The organism is Mycobacterium sp., from assembly GCF_025965855.1.
Lineage (GTDB): Bacteria > Actinomycetota > Actinomycetes > Mycobacteriales > Mycobacteriaceae > Mycobacterium.
In genome coordinates this window covers 19,791-36,179 of record NZ_JAOPWB010000174.1, presented here as the reverse complement: position 1 = coordinate 36,179, position 16,389 = coordinate 19,791, and the positions used below count along the sequence as shown (strand labels likewise).

Here is a 16,389-nt window from a genome sequence, read left to right as displayed (position 1 = left end):
ATCTTGTGACTATCTCGCCACTGGTGCCTCAGCCAGGACGCGGGAACGATTGCCAGCAGGATGAGCAAAGCGGGAATGGTCGGGATGGAGCTTGCGGCGCGAGAGATTCTCTCGGTCTGCGAGACCCTCGATGAGGATCAGTGGCGGCTGCCCAGCGCGGCCACCGGTTGGTCGGTGCAAGACGTCGTGGTTCACGAAGCGTGTCTCCTCGGGGATTTGATTGCCGCAGTGGGCGGCGAGGTCCTGCCCGATCTGAAGATCGAGGCGCTCAACAACATCCAGGTCGACGAAAAGCGTGGCTGGGCGAGCGGGCAAGTGGTCGAATTCTTCCAGCGGCAACTTAACAAGGCGCTGAGTACATTCGCTCCATTGCAGGATGAACCGTTGGCCTCAGTGGAAACTCAGATGTTAGACCTCGGCGCGTATCCGCTGCATTCCATCGTCGATATGTTCACGTTCGACATGACAACTCACCTGCGCTACGACGTCTTGAAGCCGCGCGGCCCCATCGACCAACACCTACCCCCGCTGACTGAAGCAGTGCTTGGCCCAAGCGTGTCATGGCTTTTGGGAGGGCTCCCCAAGATGCAACCCGCACTGCCACAGAGCATTTCGGCGCCGATCGCTCTTCATCTGACCGGTCCGGCCGCCGTGCATTTCGTGATCAGTGTTGTTGACGGAGCTATATCGGTAAGACCCCAGACCGACGCCGCCGCAACGGTGACGTCGTCAACATCAGATTTCCTGGTGTGGTCGACCAAGCGGTTGCCATGGGAGCCGCTGTTGACAATCGACGGCGACCGCGATGCGGCGCAACGTTTTCTGAATGCAATCAACTTGATCTGACGAGGAGGGCGTATGGCGAGCTATCAGGACTCCGCGACGTCGACGGCGACGGGTGCCAACGGTGTCACCTACTCTTACCGTCGGATGGGCACATCGAACAGTGCGCAGCCGCTGGTCCTCTTGCAGCACTTCCGGGGCAACCTGGACAACTGGGACCCTGCGCTCATCGACGCCCTTGCCGCAGAGCGCGAAGTCATCGCATTCGACAACGTCGGGGTGGGCGCAACAACGGGCCAGGTTCCTGCGTCTGCCACCCAGATGGCCCACGGCGCAATCGCATTCATCAGTGCGCTCGACCTGACCCGTGTCGACTTGCTTGGCTACTCTCTCGGCGGGTTTGTCGCCCAAGAGATCGCGCTGATCCGCCCCGACCTCGTCGAGCGGATCGTGCTGGCCGCGACGGCGCCGCAAGGCGCGCCAGGCATGCACGGTTGGGTGTCCGACATCATTGACGCCGTCGGCAGCCCCGAGACCACCGGGGATCAATTGCTGCACGCGTTCTTCACCACGTCCGAGTCCAGCCGGATAGCCGGCGGCGAGTTTCTCAGCCGCATCTTTGCTCGCACCGATGACCGCGACGAACCAACGGACTGGCCAACCCGCACCGCGCACTACGACGCCGTCGTGCAGTGGGGCATCCCCAACGTCAGTCTGTTGGAGCGGTTGACCGGCATATCTCAGCCGGTACTCGTCGCCAACGGAGACAGTGACCGGATGATTCTGCCGCGCTACTCACACCTGCTTGGCGGCCTCCTGCCCGATGCGACGGTCAAGATCTATCCCGATGCGGCCCATGGCTTCCTGTTTCAGCATCACGCCGAGTTCGCCACCGACGTGAACTCATTCCTCGACGCTGATCTCAAGACGTGATGGTCCCCGTATTCATCTCCGCGGGACTACCCCAGTCCGCGCTCGCCATCGAACAACTGGCTGCCTTCCGGAGGCTGCACGCCTCGATCCACCCGTGCCGATGCCTGACAACGCCACCGCACTCGACCAGCTCATCGCCTTCACCGGTCGCAATCCAGCAATGACTTCGCCGAACACCATCAAGCGCGTCATAGACGTCGACGGTGCAGTGCTTCACGCCGACACACGTTGGGGCGCGACCCCTGCGCTGGTCTTCTTGCACTACTGGGGAGGTTCGCGGCGCACCTGGCGGCCAGTGCTCCCTTAGCTCCACCAGAAAGCCGCAGGTCAGAGGCACTTTCAAAGATGCGTGGGTCGCTGATCTTCTGGTCTGCCATCCCAATACCGTGCGGCACCCCCTTTGTCGGAGCCGTGAGGTTCAATCGCCCCTGAGTGAGGGTGAGGGTTCGAATGAACATGTGGGAGATGCTGGCGGTCGCTCAGGCAAAGCTGGATCGGGCGAACTAAACCCCCCATTCGAGGACTTTCGCGCAGCTCTCACAATGACGAGAAAGACGCCAGCCACCGCGGTCGCAGCGTCAAGGACAGTAGCAACGAAACGAGGCCGCCTTGCGGGAGCCTCGGATCGAGCACAGGATCATCGTTCTCACTCTGGATTAGCTCTCGCCCTCACCGACATCCTTTCGGGCACCGGTTCGAGTAAGACCTCTTTGGTGGAGCTAAGGGGACTCGAACCCCTGACCCCCACACTGCCAGTGTGGTGCGCTACCAGCTGCGCCATAGCCCCAAGTCGTGCCAATCGAAGCTACACCACTGGCAACACGGCTTCAAAGTCGCTGGTGAGGGCAACGTGCTAGCGCATGCGCTATCGCAGTCCCGGATCGGTTGTGGCCGCCGCGTGGTGACTCCTGTGGCTGATGTGGCGACAATGGCGACGGCTTCACCCGATGACCGAGTTCACCACTTCCCGGGCCGTCTTTTGCACCTCCGCCAAATGCTCGGGCCCGTTGAAGGACTCGGCATAAATCTTGTAGATGTCCTCGGTGCCCGACGGCCGCGCGGCAAACCACGCATTGGCGGTCGTGACTTTTAATCCGCCCAGCGGGGCGCCGTTGCCGGGCGCGGTGGTCAGCTTGGCGGTGATCGGCTCGCCGGCCAACTCCGTGGCGGTCACCTCGTCGGGCGAGAGCTTGGCCAGCCGGGCCTTCTGGTCGCGGTCGGCGGGCGCGTCGACGCGCGCGTAGAACGGCGTGCCGTACTCGGCGGTCAGCTCCCGATAGCGCTGCGACGGACTCAATCCGGTAACGGCCAGGATCTCGCTGGCCAGCAGCGCCAGGATGATGCCGTCCTTATCGGTCGTCCACACCGACCCGTCGCGCCGCAGGAACGACGCCCCCGCCGACTCCTCGCCGCCGAAGCCGATCGTGCCGCCGATCAGGCCGTCGACGAACCACTTGAACCCGACCGGCACCTCGACGAGCTTGCGGCCGATGCCGGCGACCACCCGGTCGATGATCGACGAACTGAACGCGGTCTTGCCGACGGCGATGCCTTCCGGCCAAGAGGGCCGGTGGGTGTACAGGTAGTCGATGGCCACCGCCAGATAGTGGTTCGGGTTGAGCAACCCTTCGTCGGGCGTGACGATGCCGTGGCGGTCGGAGTCGGCGTCGTTGCCGGTGGCGATCTGGTAGCGGTCCCGGTTGGCGAACATCGTTCGGATGAGCCCAGCCATCGCGTCCGGCGAGCTGCAGTCCATCCGGATCTTGCCGTCGTGGTCGAGGGTCATGAACCGCCACGTCGCGTCGACCAGTGGATTGACGACGGTCACGTCCAGGCCATGCCGCTGGGCTATCTCCCCCCAATAGTCCACGCTGGCACCCCCGAGCGGGTCGGCACCGATCCGCACCCCGGCCTCGCGGATCGCGGCGACATCGACCACATTGGGCAGGTCGTCGACGTAGGTGCCCAGATAGTCATAACGCTGGACGCGCCCCAGCGCGCGTGCCAGCGGCACCCGCCGCACGCCCGACCCGCCGCGCAGAATCTCGTTGGCGCGCTTGGCGATTGCGTTGGTCGCGTCGGTGTCCGCGGGGCCGCCGTTGGGCGGGTTGTACTTGAAACCGCCGTCGGGCGGCGGATTGTGCGACGGCGTGACGACGATCCCGTCGGCCAGCCCCGCGGTGCGGCCGCGGTTATAGGTGAGGATGGCGTGGCTGACCGCCGGCGTCGGCGTGTAGCGGTCGCGCGAGTCGATCATCGCCACCACATCATTCGCGGCCAGGACCTCCAGCGCCGACACCCACGCCGGCTCCGAGAGGCCGTGGGTGTCGCGGCCGATGAACAGCGGCCCGGTGGTGTCGTGAGCGGCGCGGTATTCGACGATGGCCTGCGTGATGGCCAGGATGTGCGGCTCGTTGAATGCCCCGTTGAGGGCCGACCCGCGGTGACCCGACGTGCCGAACACCACCTGCTGAGCGACGTCGTCCGGGTCGGGTTCGATCGAGTAATACGAGCTGACCAGGTGGGGCAGGTCGACGAGGTCTTCGGGCTGGGCCGGCTGACCGGCGCGCGGGTGGGCCATGGTTATCGATTCTGCCCGTGCCCTACGCGCCCCGCCGCCTTCGACTTCTCAGGTACTTGCCGCGTTCACCCGCTTGTAAGCGCACCCCCTACGCTGCTAGCCGTGGCACACCACGACTATCGCGAGCTGGCCGCGGTTTTCGTCGGCGGAGCGATCGGCGCCCTGGCCCGAGCGGCGCTGAGCACCGTCCTGGTGCGCGACCCGGGGCAGTGGCCGTGGCCGACGTTCATCGTCAACATCGTCGGCGCCGTCCTGGTCGGATACTTCACCACCCGGCTGTTGGAGCGGTTGCCGGTGTCGAGTTACCGGCGCCCCCTGCTCGGCACCGGATTGTGCGGCGGCTTAACGACTTTCTCGACGATGCAGGTCGAGACGCTGAGGATGATCGAGCACGGCCACTGGGCCAAGGCCACGGCATACACCATCAGCAGCATCGTGCTGGGACTGCTGGCCGTCTACCTGGCGACCGCATTCGTTCGCCGGGTGCGGGTGCGCAGGTGACCACGGTCCTGGTCTGGGCCGGCGTAGCGCTCGTCGGCGGCATCGGGTCAGTGCTGCGCTTCGTGATCGATCGTGCGGTGGCCAGCAGGGTGGCCCGCGCGTTTCCGTTCGGGACGCTGACGGTAAACATCAGCGGCGCCTTCCTGCTGGGTTTCCTCGGGGGCCTGGCGCTGAGCAAGGATGCGGCCCTGCTGGTGGGGACCGGGTTCGTCGGGGCCTACACCACCTTCTCCACCTGGATGCTGGAAACGCAGCGGCTCGCTGAGGAACGCCAGACGTGGACGGCGCTCGCGAACATCGTCGTCAGCGTCGCGCTCGGCGTGGCCGCGGCGGTCCTCGGGCAATGGGTTGCGGCGCAGGTTTGAGCCCGGCGCTCAAGCCTCGCGAAGGTTGGGCACGTCGTCGGCGGTGCGGGGCAACGCGTATAGCGCCATTCGCCGGTTCGACATGTCGTGCTCGCCCAGGAACACGCAGCCGCCGGCCTCACAGAACCGGCGCGCCGTCTTGTTGCGGTGGTCGGGATCGAACATGATTCGGCGGCACTGCGGCTCGGCATTGAGCACGCTGGCCACGAAGTGCGGCAACAGGAACTGCGCGATTCCCTTGCTCATGAGATCCAGATCGGCGATGGCGGCGTGCAGTCCCAGATCGTAGGGGTCGCATTCGTATCTGGTGGCGATGGAATCCTTTGCCGCCCGGTACAATTCGACATACCCGTGGTCTTGCCCGTCCAGGCTGGCGACGAACGGTCGCGAGTAGTCTCCCTCGAGTTGCGCGCGCAGGTAGCGCCGCCATCGCGACGCCGGCCAGACCGATTCCCACGTCTCGGCCAAATGCGGCCGGCTCATCCACTCCGCGATCATTTCGGCGTCGGCGTCCGGATCGGCCAGACGAAATGCGTAGGGTGCGGGCACCTCTGGCATGGGCGGCGGCGGGACCGTGCGGACCTCGTCGCCGATATCGGTCCGTTCCCGCGGCAAGATCACTTCGGGTTCCCTCATATCAACCCGGCAGCCTATCGAAGCCGCTGTAGCGCCCCGATCCACTGGTCGGCCAGCGCGAGCACCCAGCCGGTGGCGGCCTCCGGACGATCGGGCGGCGCCGCCACCAGAACCAATTCGTCGACGCCGGACTCGGCGAGCGCGCCGATATCGCCGACGCTCGGATCGCGTAGCGCCACGGACACGCGCAGCTCTGCACGGTCACGCCCCGAGTCCGCACACAGTTGCTCGAGCGTGTCGATCCGCTCGCGCACCGCGGCCGGCCCGTCGAGGTTGAAACCGTACCAGCCATCGCCCCAAGCGGACACGCGCCGCAGCGCCGCATCGCTGTTGCCCCCGAGCACAATCGGGATACGACGATCGCGCACCGGCTTGGGATTGACCCGGATCGCATCGAAGCGGACGAACTTCCCGTCGAACGAGGCAACGTCGTCGCGCCACAATGTGCGCATCGCCGCGACGTATTCGACAGTGCGCGCCGCTCGTCGCTCGAACGGCACCCCGAGCGCGGCGAATTCCTCCCTGGACCACCCGACGCCCACACCAAGCGTCAGCCGCCCTCCGCTCAACCGGTCCAGGCTCGCGGCTTGCTTGGCCACCACCACCGGGTTGTGCTCGGGCAGCAGGAGCACGCCCGTCGCGACGCCGATTCGGGACGAGGCGGCGGCGGCGAAGCTCAGCGCGATCACCGGGTCTAACCAATCCGCCTGTGCGGGAACGGCTATGACGCCGTCATCGGAATAGGGGTAGTGCGACGCGGATCGATCCACCATGACAACGTGCTCGCCCGCCCACAGGGTGGAAAAGCCGCAACCATCCGCCGCCGACGCGACGGCGTCGATCACCGCCCGATCGGCGCCGGCCCCAATTCCCAGCGCGTGCAATCCCAGCCGCACCGCACGATCGTCTCACGCCGATCAGCGGTTTTGAGCAGCTGCGCCAACACCGCCGCATGACTCCTCGCGGGTGGCCGTCACCCAGGGTCACGACGCCGCGCTCGGTCAGCTTTCGCAGCTCCGCCAGCGCGCCCACCTGTCAGGTTAGCGATGTCAGTGGACCGGTCTATTATCGAAAGCATGTTCGAATGCAATGCCGACGAGGCCGCGCTCATCGAGGGAATAGCCGAGTTGGAGCGGGAGAAGTCGGCGGCCGCCGCGGGCCAGGCGCGATTGGCCGCGGCGCTGGATGCGCTGCGCCGCGCGAACGAGGCCGACGCCGGGGTGCCGGCTGCCCAGCGCGGCCGCGGGCTGGCCAGCGAGATCGCCTTGGCGCGACGCGATTCCCCGGCCCGCGGCGGGCGGCACCTGGGCTTCGCCAAGGCGCTGGTGCACGAGATGCCACACACGCTGGCGGCGCTGGAATGCGGGGCCCTGTCGGAGTGGCGGGCCACCCTGATCGTGCGCGAGAGCGCGTGCTTGGACGTCGAGGATCGCCGCACGCTGGACGCCGAGGTATGCGCCGACCCGGACAGCCTGAACGGCATGGGCGACGCGCGGGTGGCCGCCACCGCCAAGGCGATCGCCTACCGGCTGGACCCGCATGCCGTCGTCGAGCGAGCGGCCAAGGCCGAGAACGAACGCACGGTCACCATCCGGCCGGCGCCCGACACGATGACCTATGTGACCGCGCTGCTGCCGGTGACCCAGGGAGTTTCGGTGTACGCGGCGCTGCGGCGCCAGGCGGACACCTGCTGTGACGGGCGCTCACGCGGACAGGTCATGGCGGACACGCTCGTGGAGCGGGTCACCGGACGCGACGCGGCGGTCCCCGCCCCGATCGCCGTCAACTTGGTCCTCTCGGACGACACGCTGCTGGGCGGTGCCACCGCGCCGGCCGACCTCTGCGGCTATGGACCCATTCCGGCCGCGGTCGCCCGGGCAATGGTCGCTGGCGCGCTCGCCAACCGGCGCTCCCGGGCGACGCTGCGCAGGCTCTACGCTCATCCGCGTTCGGGGGCACTGGTGGCGATGGAGTCACGGGCCCGCCTCTTCCCGCGCGGCCTGGCCGCTTTCATCGAGCTGCGAGATCAACGTTGTCGCACCCCCTACTGCGACGCGCCGATCCGACACCGCGACCACGCGCGGCCGTGGGCCGACGGCGGGCCCACCACCGCGGACAACGGTCTGGGCTCGTGCGAGCGGTGCAACTACGCGAAGGAGGCCGCCGGCTGGCGGGTCAGCACCAGCACGGACGAAACCCACACCCACACAGCGGAATTCATCACACCGACGGGCAAAACCTACCGGTCGACGGCCTCGCCGCGCGCACCGACGATCGAATTCAGCGACGTCGAATTACGAGTCCGCGTCGTGCTCGCAAAGCATGCCGCCTAGGTGTACCGGGACAGAAGGTTGGTAGCAGGCGTGGTGGCTTGATGTGAGGAGAACCTCCGGGTGGGGTGTGGCTTGTCTAGGTCCATCACTCTCCGGAGGTTCTCGTGTCCTACCGTAATGCCCGCACCACCTACCAGGGCCGGCTGTTAATCGTCGAGCGCTACCGTGCCGGCTGGGCTCAGGCTCACATTGCGGCCGCGATGGGGGTTTCGCGTAAGTGTGTGCATAAGTGGATCGCTCGGTTCGCGGCCGAGGGTGAGGTGGGTCTGATGGATCGTTCGTCGCGCCCGCACACTGTGCCGAGTCGAACCGCGGTGGCGGTGGAGGCCCAGATTGTGGCGATGCGACGCGCTCGTCGGCTAGGGCCCGAGGCCATCGGCGTCGAGTTGGGCGTGGCGGCCCGCACGGTGTCGCGAGTGCTGACACGTTACGGCGTGCCCGCCTTGAGGGCGTGTGACCCGATGACCGGGCGGGTGATCCGAGCCTCGAAGGCAACCGCTGTGCGCTATGAACGTGCGCGTCCTGGCGAATTGGTGCACATGGACGTCAAGAAGCTGGGTCGCATTCCCGACGGCGGCGGCTGGCGGGCTCATGGCCGAGGATGCGCACCAGATCTAGAACGAAAGCGCGGCAACGGATTCGACTTCGTGCATTCGCTTGTCGACGACCATTCCCGGCTGGCCTATTCCGAGATCCTGCCCGACGAGAAAGGCATCACCTGCACCGGCTTCCTGCGCCGGGCAGCGGCCTACTTCTGCAGCCACGGCATCACCCGTATCGAACGAGTCATGACCGACAACGCGTGGGCCTACCGCTACTCGATCCGCGATGTCTGCGCCGAACTCGGCGCCCGCCAGATCTTCATCAAGCCGCATTGCCCATGGCAAAACGGCAAGGTCGAACGCCTCAATCGCACCCTGCAAACCGAGTGGGCCTACCGCCAGGTCTTCCTCACCAACGCCGACCGCGCCGCAGCCCTTGCACCCTGGCTCGAGCACTACAACACTCGACGGCGTCACAGCGCACTCGGCGGCCTCCCACCGATCAGCCGGCTGACACCAACCTCATGACCCGGTACACCTAGGCAGCCTGGGTCAACCCTGATTGGTGAGGCCCTCGACATCGATGACTTCACCGCGATTGATGCTGACCCAGTCGCGCCCATCGAGATAAGGGCGCAGGCTTCGGCCGATGAGATCGAGATCGGCCGGCGCCTTGGGCCGCTGCAGTTCGTAGACGTGCGGCAGCTCAGCCATCCCGGTAACGACGCTCCACAGGGTCAGCGCGTCCGGACCGGTCGGCGGGTCCACCAACACCGGTCCAAACAGGGACTGCCCCAATAGAAAAAGCGTCGGCACGCCGTACCCGCCCGCATCGATGACACGCTGATGGTCCTCGCGAATCTCGTCGTGGGTGGTGGGGTCGTCCAGCGCCTCATCCAGAGTCGCCGCGTCGACGCCGATGTCGCCGAGCAGTTTTCGCGCCACCGCCGGATCGTGCGGCTTCCCGCCCAGGGTGTGCAGCTCGCGTCCGATGGCCGCGTACCACCGGTCCAGTAACGACATGTCCGTTCGGCGCAGCAGCGCGCCGATTCGCATCAATGACCAGCCATAGGACCACTCGCGTTCCCAAGGATGCTTTTGGCCCTCCGACCGGTTGATCTCCTCGAGGCTAAAGAACCGCCAATTGACGATTACGCCGAGCTGCTCACGAACGTCGCGGATCCACAACGAGGTCTGGTAGGCGAACGGACACATGGGGTCGAAGTGAAAGTCCACGCTGGCGCTCATCGGACTTGCTCCTCGGCCTAGTAGTGATACGTATCCGACGGCGCGGGCGAGTGAACCCTTTCCTCGTCGTCGAATTCAGACACCTCGATGCCGTACGAGCGGGCCAGCTCGAGGATCTTGGTCGCCCGGGCGATGCGCGGCAGGTCGGAGCCGTTGCGGATCTCTCCCCCGTCACGTTCGAACTCGGCGAAAAACTCCTTCGCCCAGGCGATTTCGTCCTGTGACGGAGACAGCCCCTCGTTCACCACCGCGCACTGGTCCGGGGTCAGGCAGATCTTGCCCGTCATCCCGAATTCGACGGAAACGGCCGTGGCCTCGATGAGCTTCAGCGCGTTCGAGCCGATCGTCGGCCCATCGATGGCGCTGGGCAGGTTGGCCGCCTTCGCGGCGATCGTGAAGCGGGACCGCGCGTACGCCAGGGTGGTCGGGTTGTCCCCAAAGCCGGTGTCACGGCGGAAATCGCCGATGCCGAAGGCGAGCCGGAAGGTGCCCTTTGCCGCGGCGATCTCGGTGATGCGCTCCAGGCCCCGGGCCGTTTCGACCAGCGCCACGATGGGCACGTTGGGCAATCGTTGGGCGGTCTCAGTAACGTGGTCCACCGATTCGACCATCGCCAGCATCACCCCGCCGACCGGCGTGCGGGCCAGTGCCGCGATGTCATCCGCCCACCACGGGGTGCCGAACCCGTTGATGCGCACCCAATCGGTGTTTTCGTCGCCCAGCCAGTGCACCACGTTGTCGCGGGCGGCCTGCTTGTCTTTGGGTGCCACCGCATCCTCGATGTCGAGGACGACGATGTCCGCGCGAGAATGCGCCGCGGACTGGAACCGATCGGCGTGCGCGCCGTTGACCAGCAGCCAACTGCGGGCGAGGACGGGATCGATGCGCTTGCCGATCTCGGCGGGATCCGCCGACTGGCCGTCAACGTGTTCGTGCATTGCGTGATCTGTCGTCATCTTCATTCCATGGGTGCTAGCTCGTGTTCCCTAAACCGTAGCGGCATGGCAAAACGGGTGGTCGCCACCCGGCGGCGATCAGCCCCGTTTGTGCGAGCGCCGCCATACCAAGCCGCCAACGACCAGCGCGACGAACACCAAAAACGCGGCCAGCAACGACTGCAGCGCAAAGACCGCGAGGTCGTTGACGTCGTAGAAGTCGGTGTCGCTGATGCATTGGAAGCTCACGCTGGTGCCGGACTGGCCCGGCTTGTAGCTGTAGTGCGAGCTGTTGTATGCCATCGCGTACCCGCTGCGGCACAAGATGGGGCCCATCCACAACGCGGTCGACGGGATGAGGGCGGTCACGGCCGCCGCGCCACCGACGCAGAGGCCGATCGCGCCGCCGAGCATCCCGATGATCGCCCCGGCGCGATCGGCCCCGGCGACCCTGCGCCGTGGCGCCGACCGGCCCCGCTGAACGCCATAGCCACGGCCGAAGTCCCGCGCGTCGTATGCCTGGCGTCCGGTGGGGGCCAGAAAAACGGGATCGGATGGGTCGCAACGCTGATAAACAATTTGGCCGCCGACCTTGATGCTGCCGCCGGCGCGCAGGCCGGCGCGGGCCAGGGCGTCTTTGTATTGCTGCTGCGACAAACCCGCTTCGACGACGGCGCGTGAAAGCTCCTCCCGAAGCGGCGCCGCCCCCGGTCCCCCGAATGGCTGACCGCCGTCGGCCTGCAGGGCCTGCGCCAGCCGGCGCGCGTGCTTGTCGATGGCGGCCATCTGTGCGGCGGAGACCTCGGCCGGCTGCTCGTCGGGTTGACCCCCACCCGCGGCCGCCTTGGCGTCGGCCAGCTGACGCTCCAGGTCCGCGATGCGCTTTTGCTGCGCGAGCTGAAGTTCCAGCTCGGCGATGCGCTGGTGGGGGTCCGGCTGATCCATCAGCAAATGATCGCACTTTGCGAACTGCGGCGCTGATGGCTCCGCCACGTGGCGACTCAACTGCCGAGCGGCGCCGTAGACGCGCAAACACCTGCGCGTTTACGCGGCCCGCCGTCGGGTATGCCTCGCAAAGCGGTGCACAGCCCATAGCCCGCACCCCCTAGTCCCCTATCACTGGAGGTATCGGCGATGGCCGAGATGATCGTCCAATCACCCGAGGAGGTCGTCGCGTTCCTCAAAGCGCAGCACAACCTCATCGAGGACATGTTCGACGAAGTGCTGCACGCATCGGATCCCAAGGCCCGTGAGAAGCCGTTCGTCGAGTTGCGGCAACTGCTGGCCGTGCACGAGACGGCCGAGGAGATGGTGGTGCATCCCCGCGTGCGCCGCGAGACCGACGGCGGCGACGCCATCGTCGACGCCCGGCTGCACGAAGAGCACGAAGCCAAGGAACTGCTATCGCGGATCGAGAAACTCGATACCACCTCGAAGGAGTTCGTCGACGAGGTGGCCAAGCTGCGCGACGCCGTGCTCGACCACGCCCGGCACGAGGAGGACGAGGAATTCCCCGTGCTGCAGCGGGAAGTCGACGCCAACGACCTCAAGCGGATGGGGTCGGCGGTGCGTGCGGCCGAGGCCATCGCGCCCACCCGTCCGCATCCGGGCGTGGAATCGGCGAAGCTGAATCTCGCCGTCGGGCCGTTCGCCTCGATGCTCGACCGCGCCCGGGACTTGATCGGAAAGGCCATCGGATAGCGCGCGACTTTCCGTAGTCTCGGTGAAGTGAGCGTTGCACCGGATACCACCGTTGCTTTACAGGACCGGTTCTTGCGCGAGCTGCCGGAAATTGCCGTCCGCTGGCAAGCCGAGGCGGCCCCCGACGTGCGGCTGCTCGCGCTCAACGAGGCGCTGGCCGGGGACCTCGGCCTCGACGGCGGCTGGCTGCGCAGTCCCGACGGGTTGCGTTTCCTGGTGGGCAACCTCGTCCCCAGCGGCGCCACTCCGGTGGCCCAGGCCTATGCCGGGCATCAGTTCGGCGGCTACGTCCCGCGGTTGGGCGACGGGCGCGCGCTGCTGCTGGGCGAGCTCGTCGACGACGACGGGCGCCTGCGCGACATCCACCTGAAAGGCTCCGGCCCGACGCCATTCGCACGCGGCGGCGACGGCCTGGCGGCAGTGGGCCCGATGCTGCGCGAGTACATCGTCAGCGAGGCGATGCACGCGTTGGGTGTCCCCACGACGCGATCCCTGGCCGTCGTGGCCACCGGTCGGCCGGTTCAGCGCGAGGCGCTGCTGCCCGGTGCCGTGCTCGCCCGCGTCGCCAGCAGTCACCTACGGGTGGGGAGCTTCCAATACGCGGCGGCCACCGGTGACATCAACCTGCTGCGGCGCCTCGCCGACCATGCGATCGCCCGCCACCATCCCAGCGCGGCGGAGGCCGAGCGGCCCTACCTGGCCCTATTCGAAGCGGTGGTTTCCGTCCAGGCGTCGCTGATCGCCCAGTGGATGCTGATCGGGTTCGTGCACGGGGTGATGAACACCGACAACATGACGATCTCCGGCGAGACCATCGACTACGGGCCGTGCGCCTTCATGGAGGCCTACGACCCGGACACCGTGTTCAGCTCGATCGATTTCTGGGGGCGCTACGCCTACGGCAACCAGCCGGTCATCGCCGGGTGGAACCTCGCCCGGTTCGCGGAGTCACTTATTCCGTTGCTCTCCAACGATATTGAGGAGGCGGTGTCGCTCGTCGAGGAGTCGTTCGGAGTCTTCCGGCCCCGATACGACGCCGTCTGGTCGTCCGGCATGCGCGCAAAACTGGGCTTGTCCGACGACATCGACGCCGAGGTCGTCGCGCCGCTGGTCGACGAGTTGCTCGCGCTGCTGAACGAGAGCGACGTCGACTACACCTCCTTCTTCCGCCACCTCGGCCGAGCGGCGCAAGGCGACTCGGAAGGCGCACGCGGGCTGTTCATCAACATCGCCGGCTTCGACGACTGGATGTCGCGCTGGCGGGCCCTTGGCCCGGACGCCGAATCGATGGACCGCACCAACCCCATCTACATTCCGCGCAACCACCTGGTCGAGGAGGCCCTGACCGCGGCGACGGCCGGCGATCTCGATCCGCTCGCGCGCCTCCTTGCCGCCGTCACCGCCCCGTATGACGAACGACCGGGCCTGGAGCGCTATGCCAGTCCCGCGCCGGAGGATTTCGGCGCGTACCAAACGTTCTGCGGCACCTGAGGTGCCGGCTATTGCGCGGTGACGCGGTTCTCGTAGGCCGCCGTCAGCCAGAACACAGCGCGCTCGACGCCGGGCACGATCTCGGTGACCTCGATTTCGCCCTGCGCAAAGCGCCCGAGAAAGCCGAAGATCACGCCCGTCAGGATCAGCTCGAGATCTTTTGCGTAAGCCGAATCAACCTGAGCGAGAATAGATTTGGCGATCGGCACCACGGCGTCGACGCCGCGCTGAATCAACCTGTCGCCACCCGGCCCCGACCGTGCGCGAAAGTACGACCTGAGCATCGTGGGGTGCTGCTCCCAGGGCTCGAAAATCGTTCGCAGCACCTGCATCAGGTTCCAGTAAAGCGATTCGCCGCTCGCGCCTGTGGCCGGTGAGGGCAAGTTCGCATAGCGATTGGTGTCCATCCACGATTCGAGCGCGGCGGCGATGAGCTCGTCGCGGGTGGCATAGCGCTTGTAGATCGTGGCGAGGGATACCCGCGCGCGCCGGGCCACTTCGCGGAGCTGTACGGCCTCGTACCCGTGGGTGTCCAGCAACTCGACCACGATCTCGATGATCGGATCCGGCGGGGGACCCCCTTCTGCAAGCACGGTAACCATGTTACTCTGCCGAGCGAGTAACAACGTTACTATTGTCCTAGCTGCGGTGATATCAAGCGAGGGGTGCAGAATGGTGGGCCAACTAGAAGGCAAGGTCGCCTTCATCACCGGTGTCGCTCGCGGTCAGGGCCGCAGCCACGCGATTCGTCTGGCCCGCGACGGAGCCAACATCGTCGGCGTCGACATCTGCGCAGACATTCCCGCAAACGGCTATCCGATGGCCGGCCGCTGCGAGCTCGACGAAACGGTGGCCCTCGTTGAGGCCGAGGGCGGCAAGATGCTCGGCCTGGTGGCCGACGTCCGCGACTTCTATCAGGTCAAGTCGGCGGTGAATGCCGGCGTCGAGCAGTTCGGTCGGCTCGACATCGTGCTGGCCAACGCGGGGATCGCCCCGGTCGCGTTTCGTGAGCTGACGATCGAGGAGGAGCTGGAACAGTGGAGGGCCGCGACCGGGGTCAACCTCGACGGCGCGTATCACACCGCGTGGGCGGCGATTCCGCACCTGCTCGCCGGTAACCGCGGCGGGGTGATCATCTTCACCAGCTCAACGGCAGGGCTGAAAGGCTTCGGCGGTCTGCAGGGCGGCGGCCTCGGCTACGCGGCGTCCAAGCACGGCATCGTCGGACTGATGCGCACACTCGCCAATGCGCTTGCGCCGCTGAATATTCGGGTCAATACCGTGCACCCGACGGCGGTCAACACCATGATGGCGGTCAATCCCGCCATGACCGAATTCCTCGAGAACTATCCCGACGGCGGCCCGCACCTGCAGAACCCGATGCCGGTCGGCCTGTTGGAGCCCGAGGACATCAGCGCCGCGATCGCCTACCTGGTCTCCGACGAGGCCAAGTACGTCACCGGGGTGACGTTCCCGGTCGACGCCGGCTTCTGCAACAAGTTATGAGTGCCGCCGCTGGTGGGCGAGTCGCCGGCAAGCGGGTGCTGGTGACCGGCGCCGCGCGGGGAATGGGCCGCAGCCATGCCGTGCGACTGGCCGAAGAGGGGGCCGACCTCGTCCTGGTCGACATCTGCGCCTCGTTGCCGGAGATCGAGTATCCCCTCGCGTCGCGCGCGGATCTCGAGGAGACCGCGCGGCTGGTCGAAAAGCACGACCGCCGCGCGGTCATCCATGTGGTGGACATCCGCGACGCCGCGGCCCTGGCTTCGGCCGTCGACGACGGTGTTGCCGAACTTGGCGGCCTGGACGCCGCCGTGGCCAACGCCGGGGTGCTCACCGCCGGCACCTGGGACACGACGACATCGGAGCAGTGGCGCACCGTCGTTGACATCAACCTCATCGGCACCTGGAACACATGCGCCGCGGCCCTTCCCCATCTCGTCGACCGGGGCGGCAGCCTGATCCTCGTCAGCTCGTCGGCGGGGCTGAAGGGCACCCCGCTGCACCTTCCCTACACGGCGTCCAAGCACGGTGTCGTCGGGTTGAGCCGGGCGCTGGCCAACGAGCTTGCCGCACAGAACGTTCGCGTCAACACCGTCCACCCGACCGGCGTGGAGACGGGAATGCGCCCGGAGTCCCTGCAGGGCCTCCTCGCCGAGGCGCGGCCCGACTTGATCGCGATATTCCTCAACGCCCTGCCCACCCTCATGGCCGAGGCGATCGACATCAGCAACGCGGTGCTGTTCCTGGTGTCCGACGAGTCCCGGTTCGTCACCGGGCTGGAGCTCAAGGTGGACGCCGGGGTCACCCTGCGGTGATCGGCCTCAAAATCCAACGCAG

At 66.6% G+C, this 16,389-nt stretch carries 17 protein-coding genes and 1 tRNA gene; 10 read left to right on the top strand and 8 right to left on the bottom strand.

The features are described 5' to 3' along the window. The first annotated feature begins 60 nt into the window (after positions 1-60). Positions 61-846, top strand: a complete 786-nt coding sequence (locus JWP83_RS14270) for a maleylpyruvate isomerase N-terminal domain-containing protein (RefSeq protein WP_297730910.1) — start codon at positions 61-63, stop codon at positions 844-846. A 12-nt stretch (positions 847-858) separates the two neighbouring features. Further along, a complete protein-coding gene (locus JWP83_RS14265; RefSeq protein ID WP_297730908.1) occupies positions 859-1,716 on the top strand; it encodes an alpha/beta hydrolase in 858 nt (285 codons plus the stop codon). Between the two features lie 711 nt (positions 1,717-2,427). Here JWP83_RS14265 and JWP83_RS14260 read toward each other — a convergent pair. Both JWP83_RS14260 and pgm read right to left on the bottom strand, forming a co-directional pair. Next, positions 2,428-2,503, bottom strand: a tRNA-Ala gene (locus JWP83_RS14260). A gap of 153 nt (positions 2,504-2,656) precedes the next feature. After that, positions 2,657-4,297 (bottom strand): phosphoglucomutase (alpha-D-glucose-1,6-bisphosphate-dependent), encoded by a 1,641-nt coding sequence (gene pgm / locus JWP83_RS14255; RefSeq protein WP_297730906.1) that lies wholly within the window; start codon positions 4,295-4,297, stop codon positions 2,657-2,659. 102 nt (positions 4,298-4,399) lie between these two features. Between pgm and crcB (JWP83_RS14250) the strand changes: the two genes are divergently transcribed. Both crcB (JWP83_RS14250) and crcB (JWP83_RS14245) read left to right on the top strand, forming a co-directional pair. After that, positions 4,400-4,798, top strand: a complete 399-nt coding sequence (gene crcB, locus JWP83_RS14250; protein WP_297730904.1) for a fluoride efflux transporter CrcB — start codon at positions 4,400-4,402, stop codon at positions 4,796-4,798. Further along, a complete protein-coding gene (gene crcB / locus JWP83_RS14245) occupies positions 4,795-5,163 on the top strand; it encodes a fluoride efflux transporter CrcB (protein WP_297730901.1) in 369 nt (122 codons plus the stop codon). The genes crcB (JWP83_RS14250) and crcB (JWP83_RS14245) overlap by 4 nt, the downstream gene beginning before the upstream one ends. Before the next feature lie 9 nt (positions 5,164-5,172). Here crcB (JWP83_RS14245) and JWP83_RS14240 read toward each other — a convergent pair whose 3' ends face one another. Next, positions 5,173-5,799, bottom strand: coding sequence for a GNAT family N-acetyltransferase (locus JWP83_RS14240; RefSeq protein WP_297730899.1), 627 nt, complete (start codon positions 5,797-5,799; stop codon positions 5,173-5,175). A gap of 14 nt (positions 5,800-5,813) precedes the next feature. Continuing rightward, positions 5,814-6,695 carry an LLM class F420-dependent oxidoreductase gene (locus JWP83_RS14235; RefSeq protein ID WP_297730897.1) on the bottom strand — a complete coding sequence of 294 codons (882 nt, stop codon included), beginning with the start codon at positions 6,693-6,695 and terminating at the stop codon, positions 5,814-5,816. A gap of 180 nt (positions 6,696-6,875) precedes the next feature. Here JWP83_RS14235 and JWP83_RS14230 point away from each other — a divergent pair, with 180 nt between their 5' ends. Both JWP83_RS14230 and JWP83_RS14225 read left to right on the top strand, forming a co-directional pair. Further along, positions 6,876-8,132, top strand: coding sequence for an HNH endonuclease signature motif containing protein (locus JWP83_RS14230; RefSeq protein WP_297730895.1), 1,257 nt, complete (start codon positions 6,876-6,878; stop codon positions 8,130-8,132). Positions 8,133-8,236: 104 nt separating this feature from the next. Continuing rightward, positions 8,237-9,202 (top strand): IS481 family transposase, encoded by a 966-nt coding sequence (locus JWP83_RS14225; RefSeq protein WP_297730893.1) that lies wholly within the window; start codon positions 8,237-8,239, stop codon positions 9,200-9,202. Between the two features lie 24 nt (positions 9,203-9,226). Here JWP83_RS14225 and JWP83_RS14220 read toward each other — a convergent pair whose 3' ends face one another. The 3 genes from JWP83_RS14220 to JWP83_RS14210 form a co-directional block, all read right to left on the bottom strand. Next, the gene (locus tag JWP83_RS14220; RefSeq protein ID WP_297730891.1) at positions 9,227-9,922 is read right to left on the bottom strand and encodes a DsbA family protein; all 696 of its coding nucleotides are present in this window, start codon (positions 9,920-9,922) and stop codon (positions 9,227-9,229) included. Between the two features lie 17 nt (positions 9,923-9,939). Then, entirely contained in the window at positions 9,940-10,878 is a 939-nt protein-coding gene (locus JWP83_RS14215; protein ID WP_297730889.1) for a CoA ester lyase, read from the bottom strand. Between the two features lie 78 nt (positions 10,879-10,956). Then, positions 10,957-11,802 carry a hypothetical protein gene (locus tag JWP83_RS14210; protein WP_297730887.1) on the bottom strand — a complete coding sequence of 282 codons (846 nt, stop codon included), beginning with the start codon at positions 11,800-11,802 and terminating at the stop codon, positions 10,957-10,959. A gap of 189 nt (positions 11,803-11,991) precedes the next feature. Between JWP83_RS14210 and JWP83_RS14205 the strand changes: the two genes are divergently transcribed. Both JWP83_RS14205 and JWP83_RS14200 read left to right on the top strand, forming a co-directional pair. After that, positions 11,992-12,558: a hemerythrin domain-containing protein gene (locus JWP83_RS14205; RefSeq protein WP_297730885.1), complete on the top strand. Its 567-nt coding sequence runs from the start codon at positions 11,992-11,994 to the stop codon at positions 12,556-12,558. 27 nt (positions 12,559-12,585) lie between these two features. Beyond that, positions 12,586-14,049 (top strand): YdiU family protein, encoded by a 1,464-nt coding sequence (locus tag JWP83_RS14200; protein WP_297730883.1) that lies wholly within the window; start codon positions 12,586-12,588, stop codon positions 14,047-14,049. 8 nt (positions 14,050-14,057) lie between these two features. On the opposite strand, the gene JWP83_RS14195 is transcribed toward JWP83_RS14200, so the two are convergent. Next, the gene (locus tag JWP83_RS14195; protein ID WP_297730950.1) at positions 14,058-14,651 is read right to left on the bottom strand and encodes a TetR family transcriptional regulator; all 594 of its coding nucleotides are present in this window, start codon (positions 14,649-14,651) and stop codon (positions 14,058-14,060) included. Between the two features lie 73 nt (positions 14,652-14,724). Here JWP83_RS14195 and JWP83_RS14190 point away from each other — a divergent pair, with 73 nt between their 5' ends. Both JWP83_RS14190 and JWP83_RS14185 read left to right on the top strand, forming a co-directional pair. Continuing rightward, on the top strand, positions 14,725-15,555 hold the full coding sequence (locus JWP83_RS14190; protein WP_297730948.1) for a mycofactocin-coupled SDR family oxidoreductase: 831 nt from the start codon (positions 14,725-14,727) through the stop codon (positions 15,553-15,555). After that, complete coding sequence (locus JWP83_RS14185) at positions 15,552-16,367, top strand: mycofactocin-coupled SDR family oxidoreductase (protein ID WP_297730880.1); 816 nt, start codon at positions 15,552-15,554, stop codon at positions 16,365-16,367. Before JWP83_RS14190 ends, JWP83_RS14185 begins: the two co-directional genes overlap by 4 nt. Positions 16,368-16,389: the final 22 nt, after the last annotated feature.

Excerpts from the sequence above, each read along its gene's own strand:
- JWP83_RS14270 (WP_297730910.1), top strand. The coding sequence starts at position 61 with ATGAGCAAAGCGGGAATGGTCGGGATGGAGCTTGCGGCGCGAGAGATT.
- JWP83_RS14265 (WP_297730908.1), top strand. The coding sequence starts at position 859 with ATGGCGAGCTATCAGGACTCCGCGACGTCGACGGCGACGGGTGCCAAC.
- pgm (WP_297730906.1), bottom strand. The coding sequence starts at position 4,297 with ATGGCCCACCCGCGCGCCGGTCAGCCGGCCCAGCCCGAAGACCTCGTC.
- JWP83_RS14240 (WP_297730899.1), bottom strand. The coding sequence starts at position 5,799 with ATGAGGGAACCCGAAGTGATCTTGCCGCGGGAACGGACCGATATCGGC.
- JWP83_RS14230 (WP_297730895.1), top strand. The coding sequence starts at position 6,876 with ATGTTCGAATGCAATGCCGACGAGGCCGCGCTCATCGAGGGAATAGCC.
- JWP83_RS14220 (WP_297730891.1), bottom strand. The coding sequence starts at position 9,922 with ATGAGCGCCAGCGTGGACTTTCACTTCGACCCCATGTGTCCGTTCGCC.
- JWP83_RS14215 (WP_297730889.1), bottom strand. The coding sequence starts at position 10,878 with ATGACGACAGATCACGCAATGCACGAACACGTTGACGGCCAGTCGGCG.
- JWP83_RS14210 (WP_297730887.1), bottom strand. The coding sequence starts at position 11,802 with ATGGATCAGCCGGACCCCCACCAGCGCATCGCCGAGCTGGAACTTCAG.
- JWP83_RS14205 (WP_297730885.1), top strand. The coding sequence starts at position 11,992 with ATGGCCGAGATGATCGTCCAATCACCCGAGGAGGTCGTCGCGTTCCTC.
- JWP83_RS14195 (WP_297730950.1), bottom strand. The coding sequence starts at position 14,651 with ATGGTTACCGTGCTTGCAGAAGGGGGTCCCCCGCCGGATCCGATCATC.
- JWP83_RS14185 (WP_297730880.1), top strand. The coding sequence starts at position 15,552 with ATGAGTGCCGCCGCTGGTGGGCGAGTCGCCGGCAAGCGGGTGCTGGTG.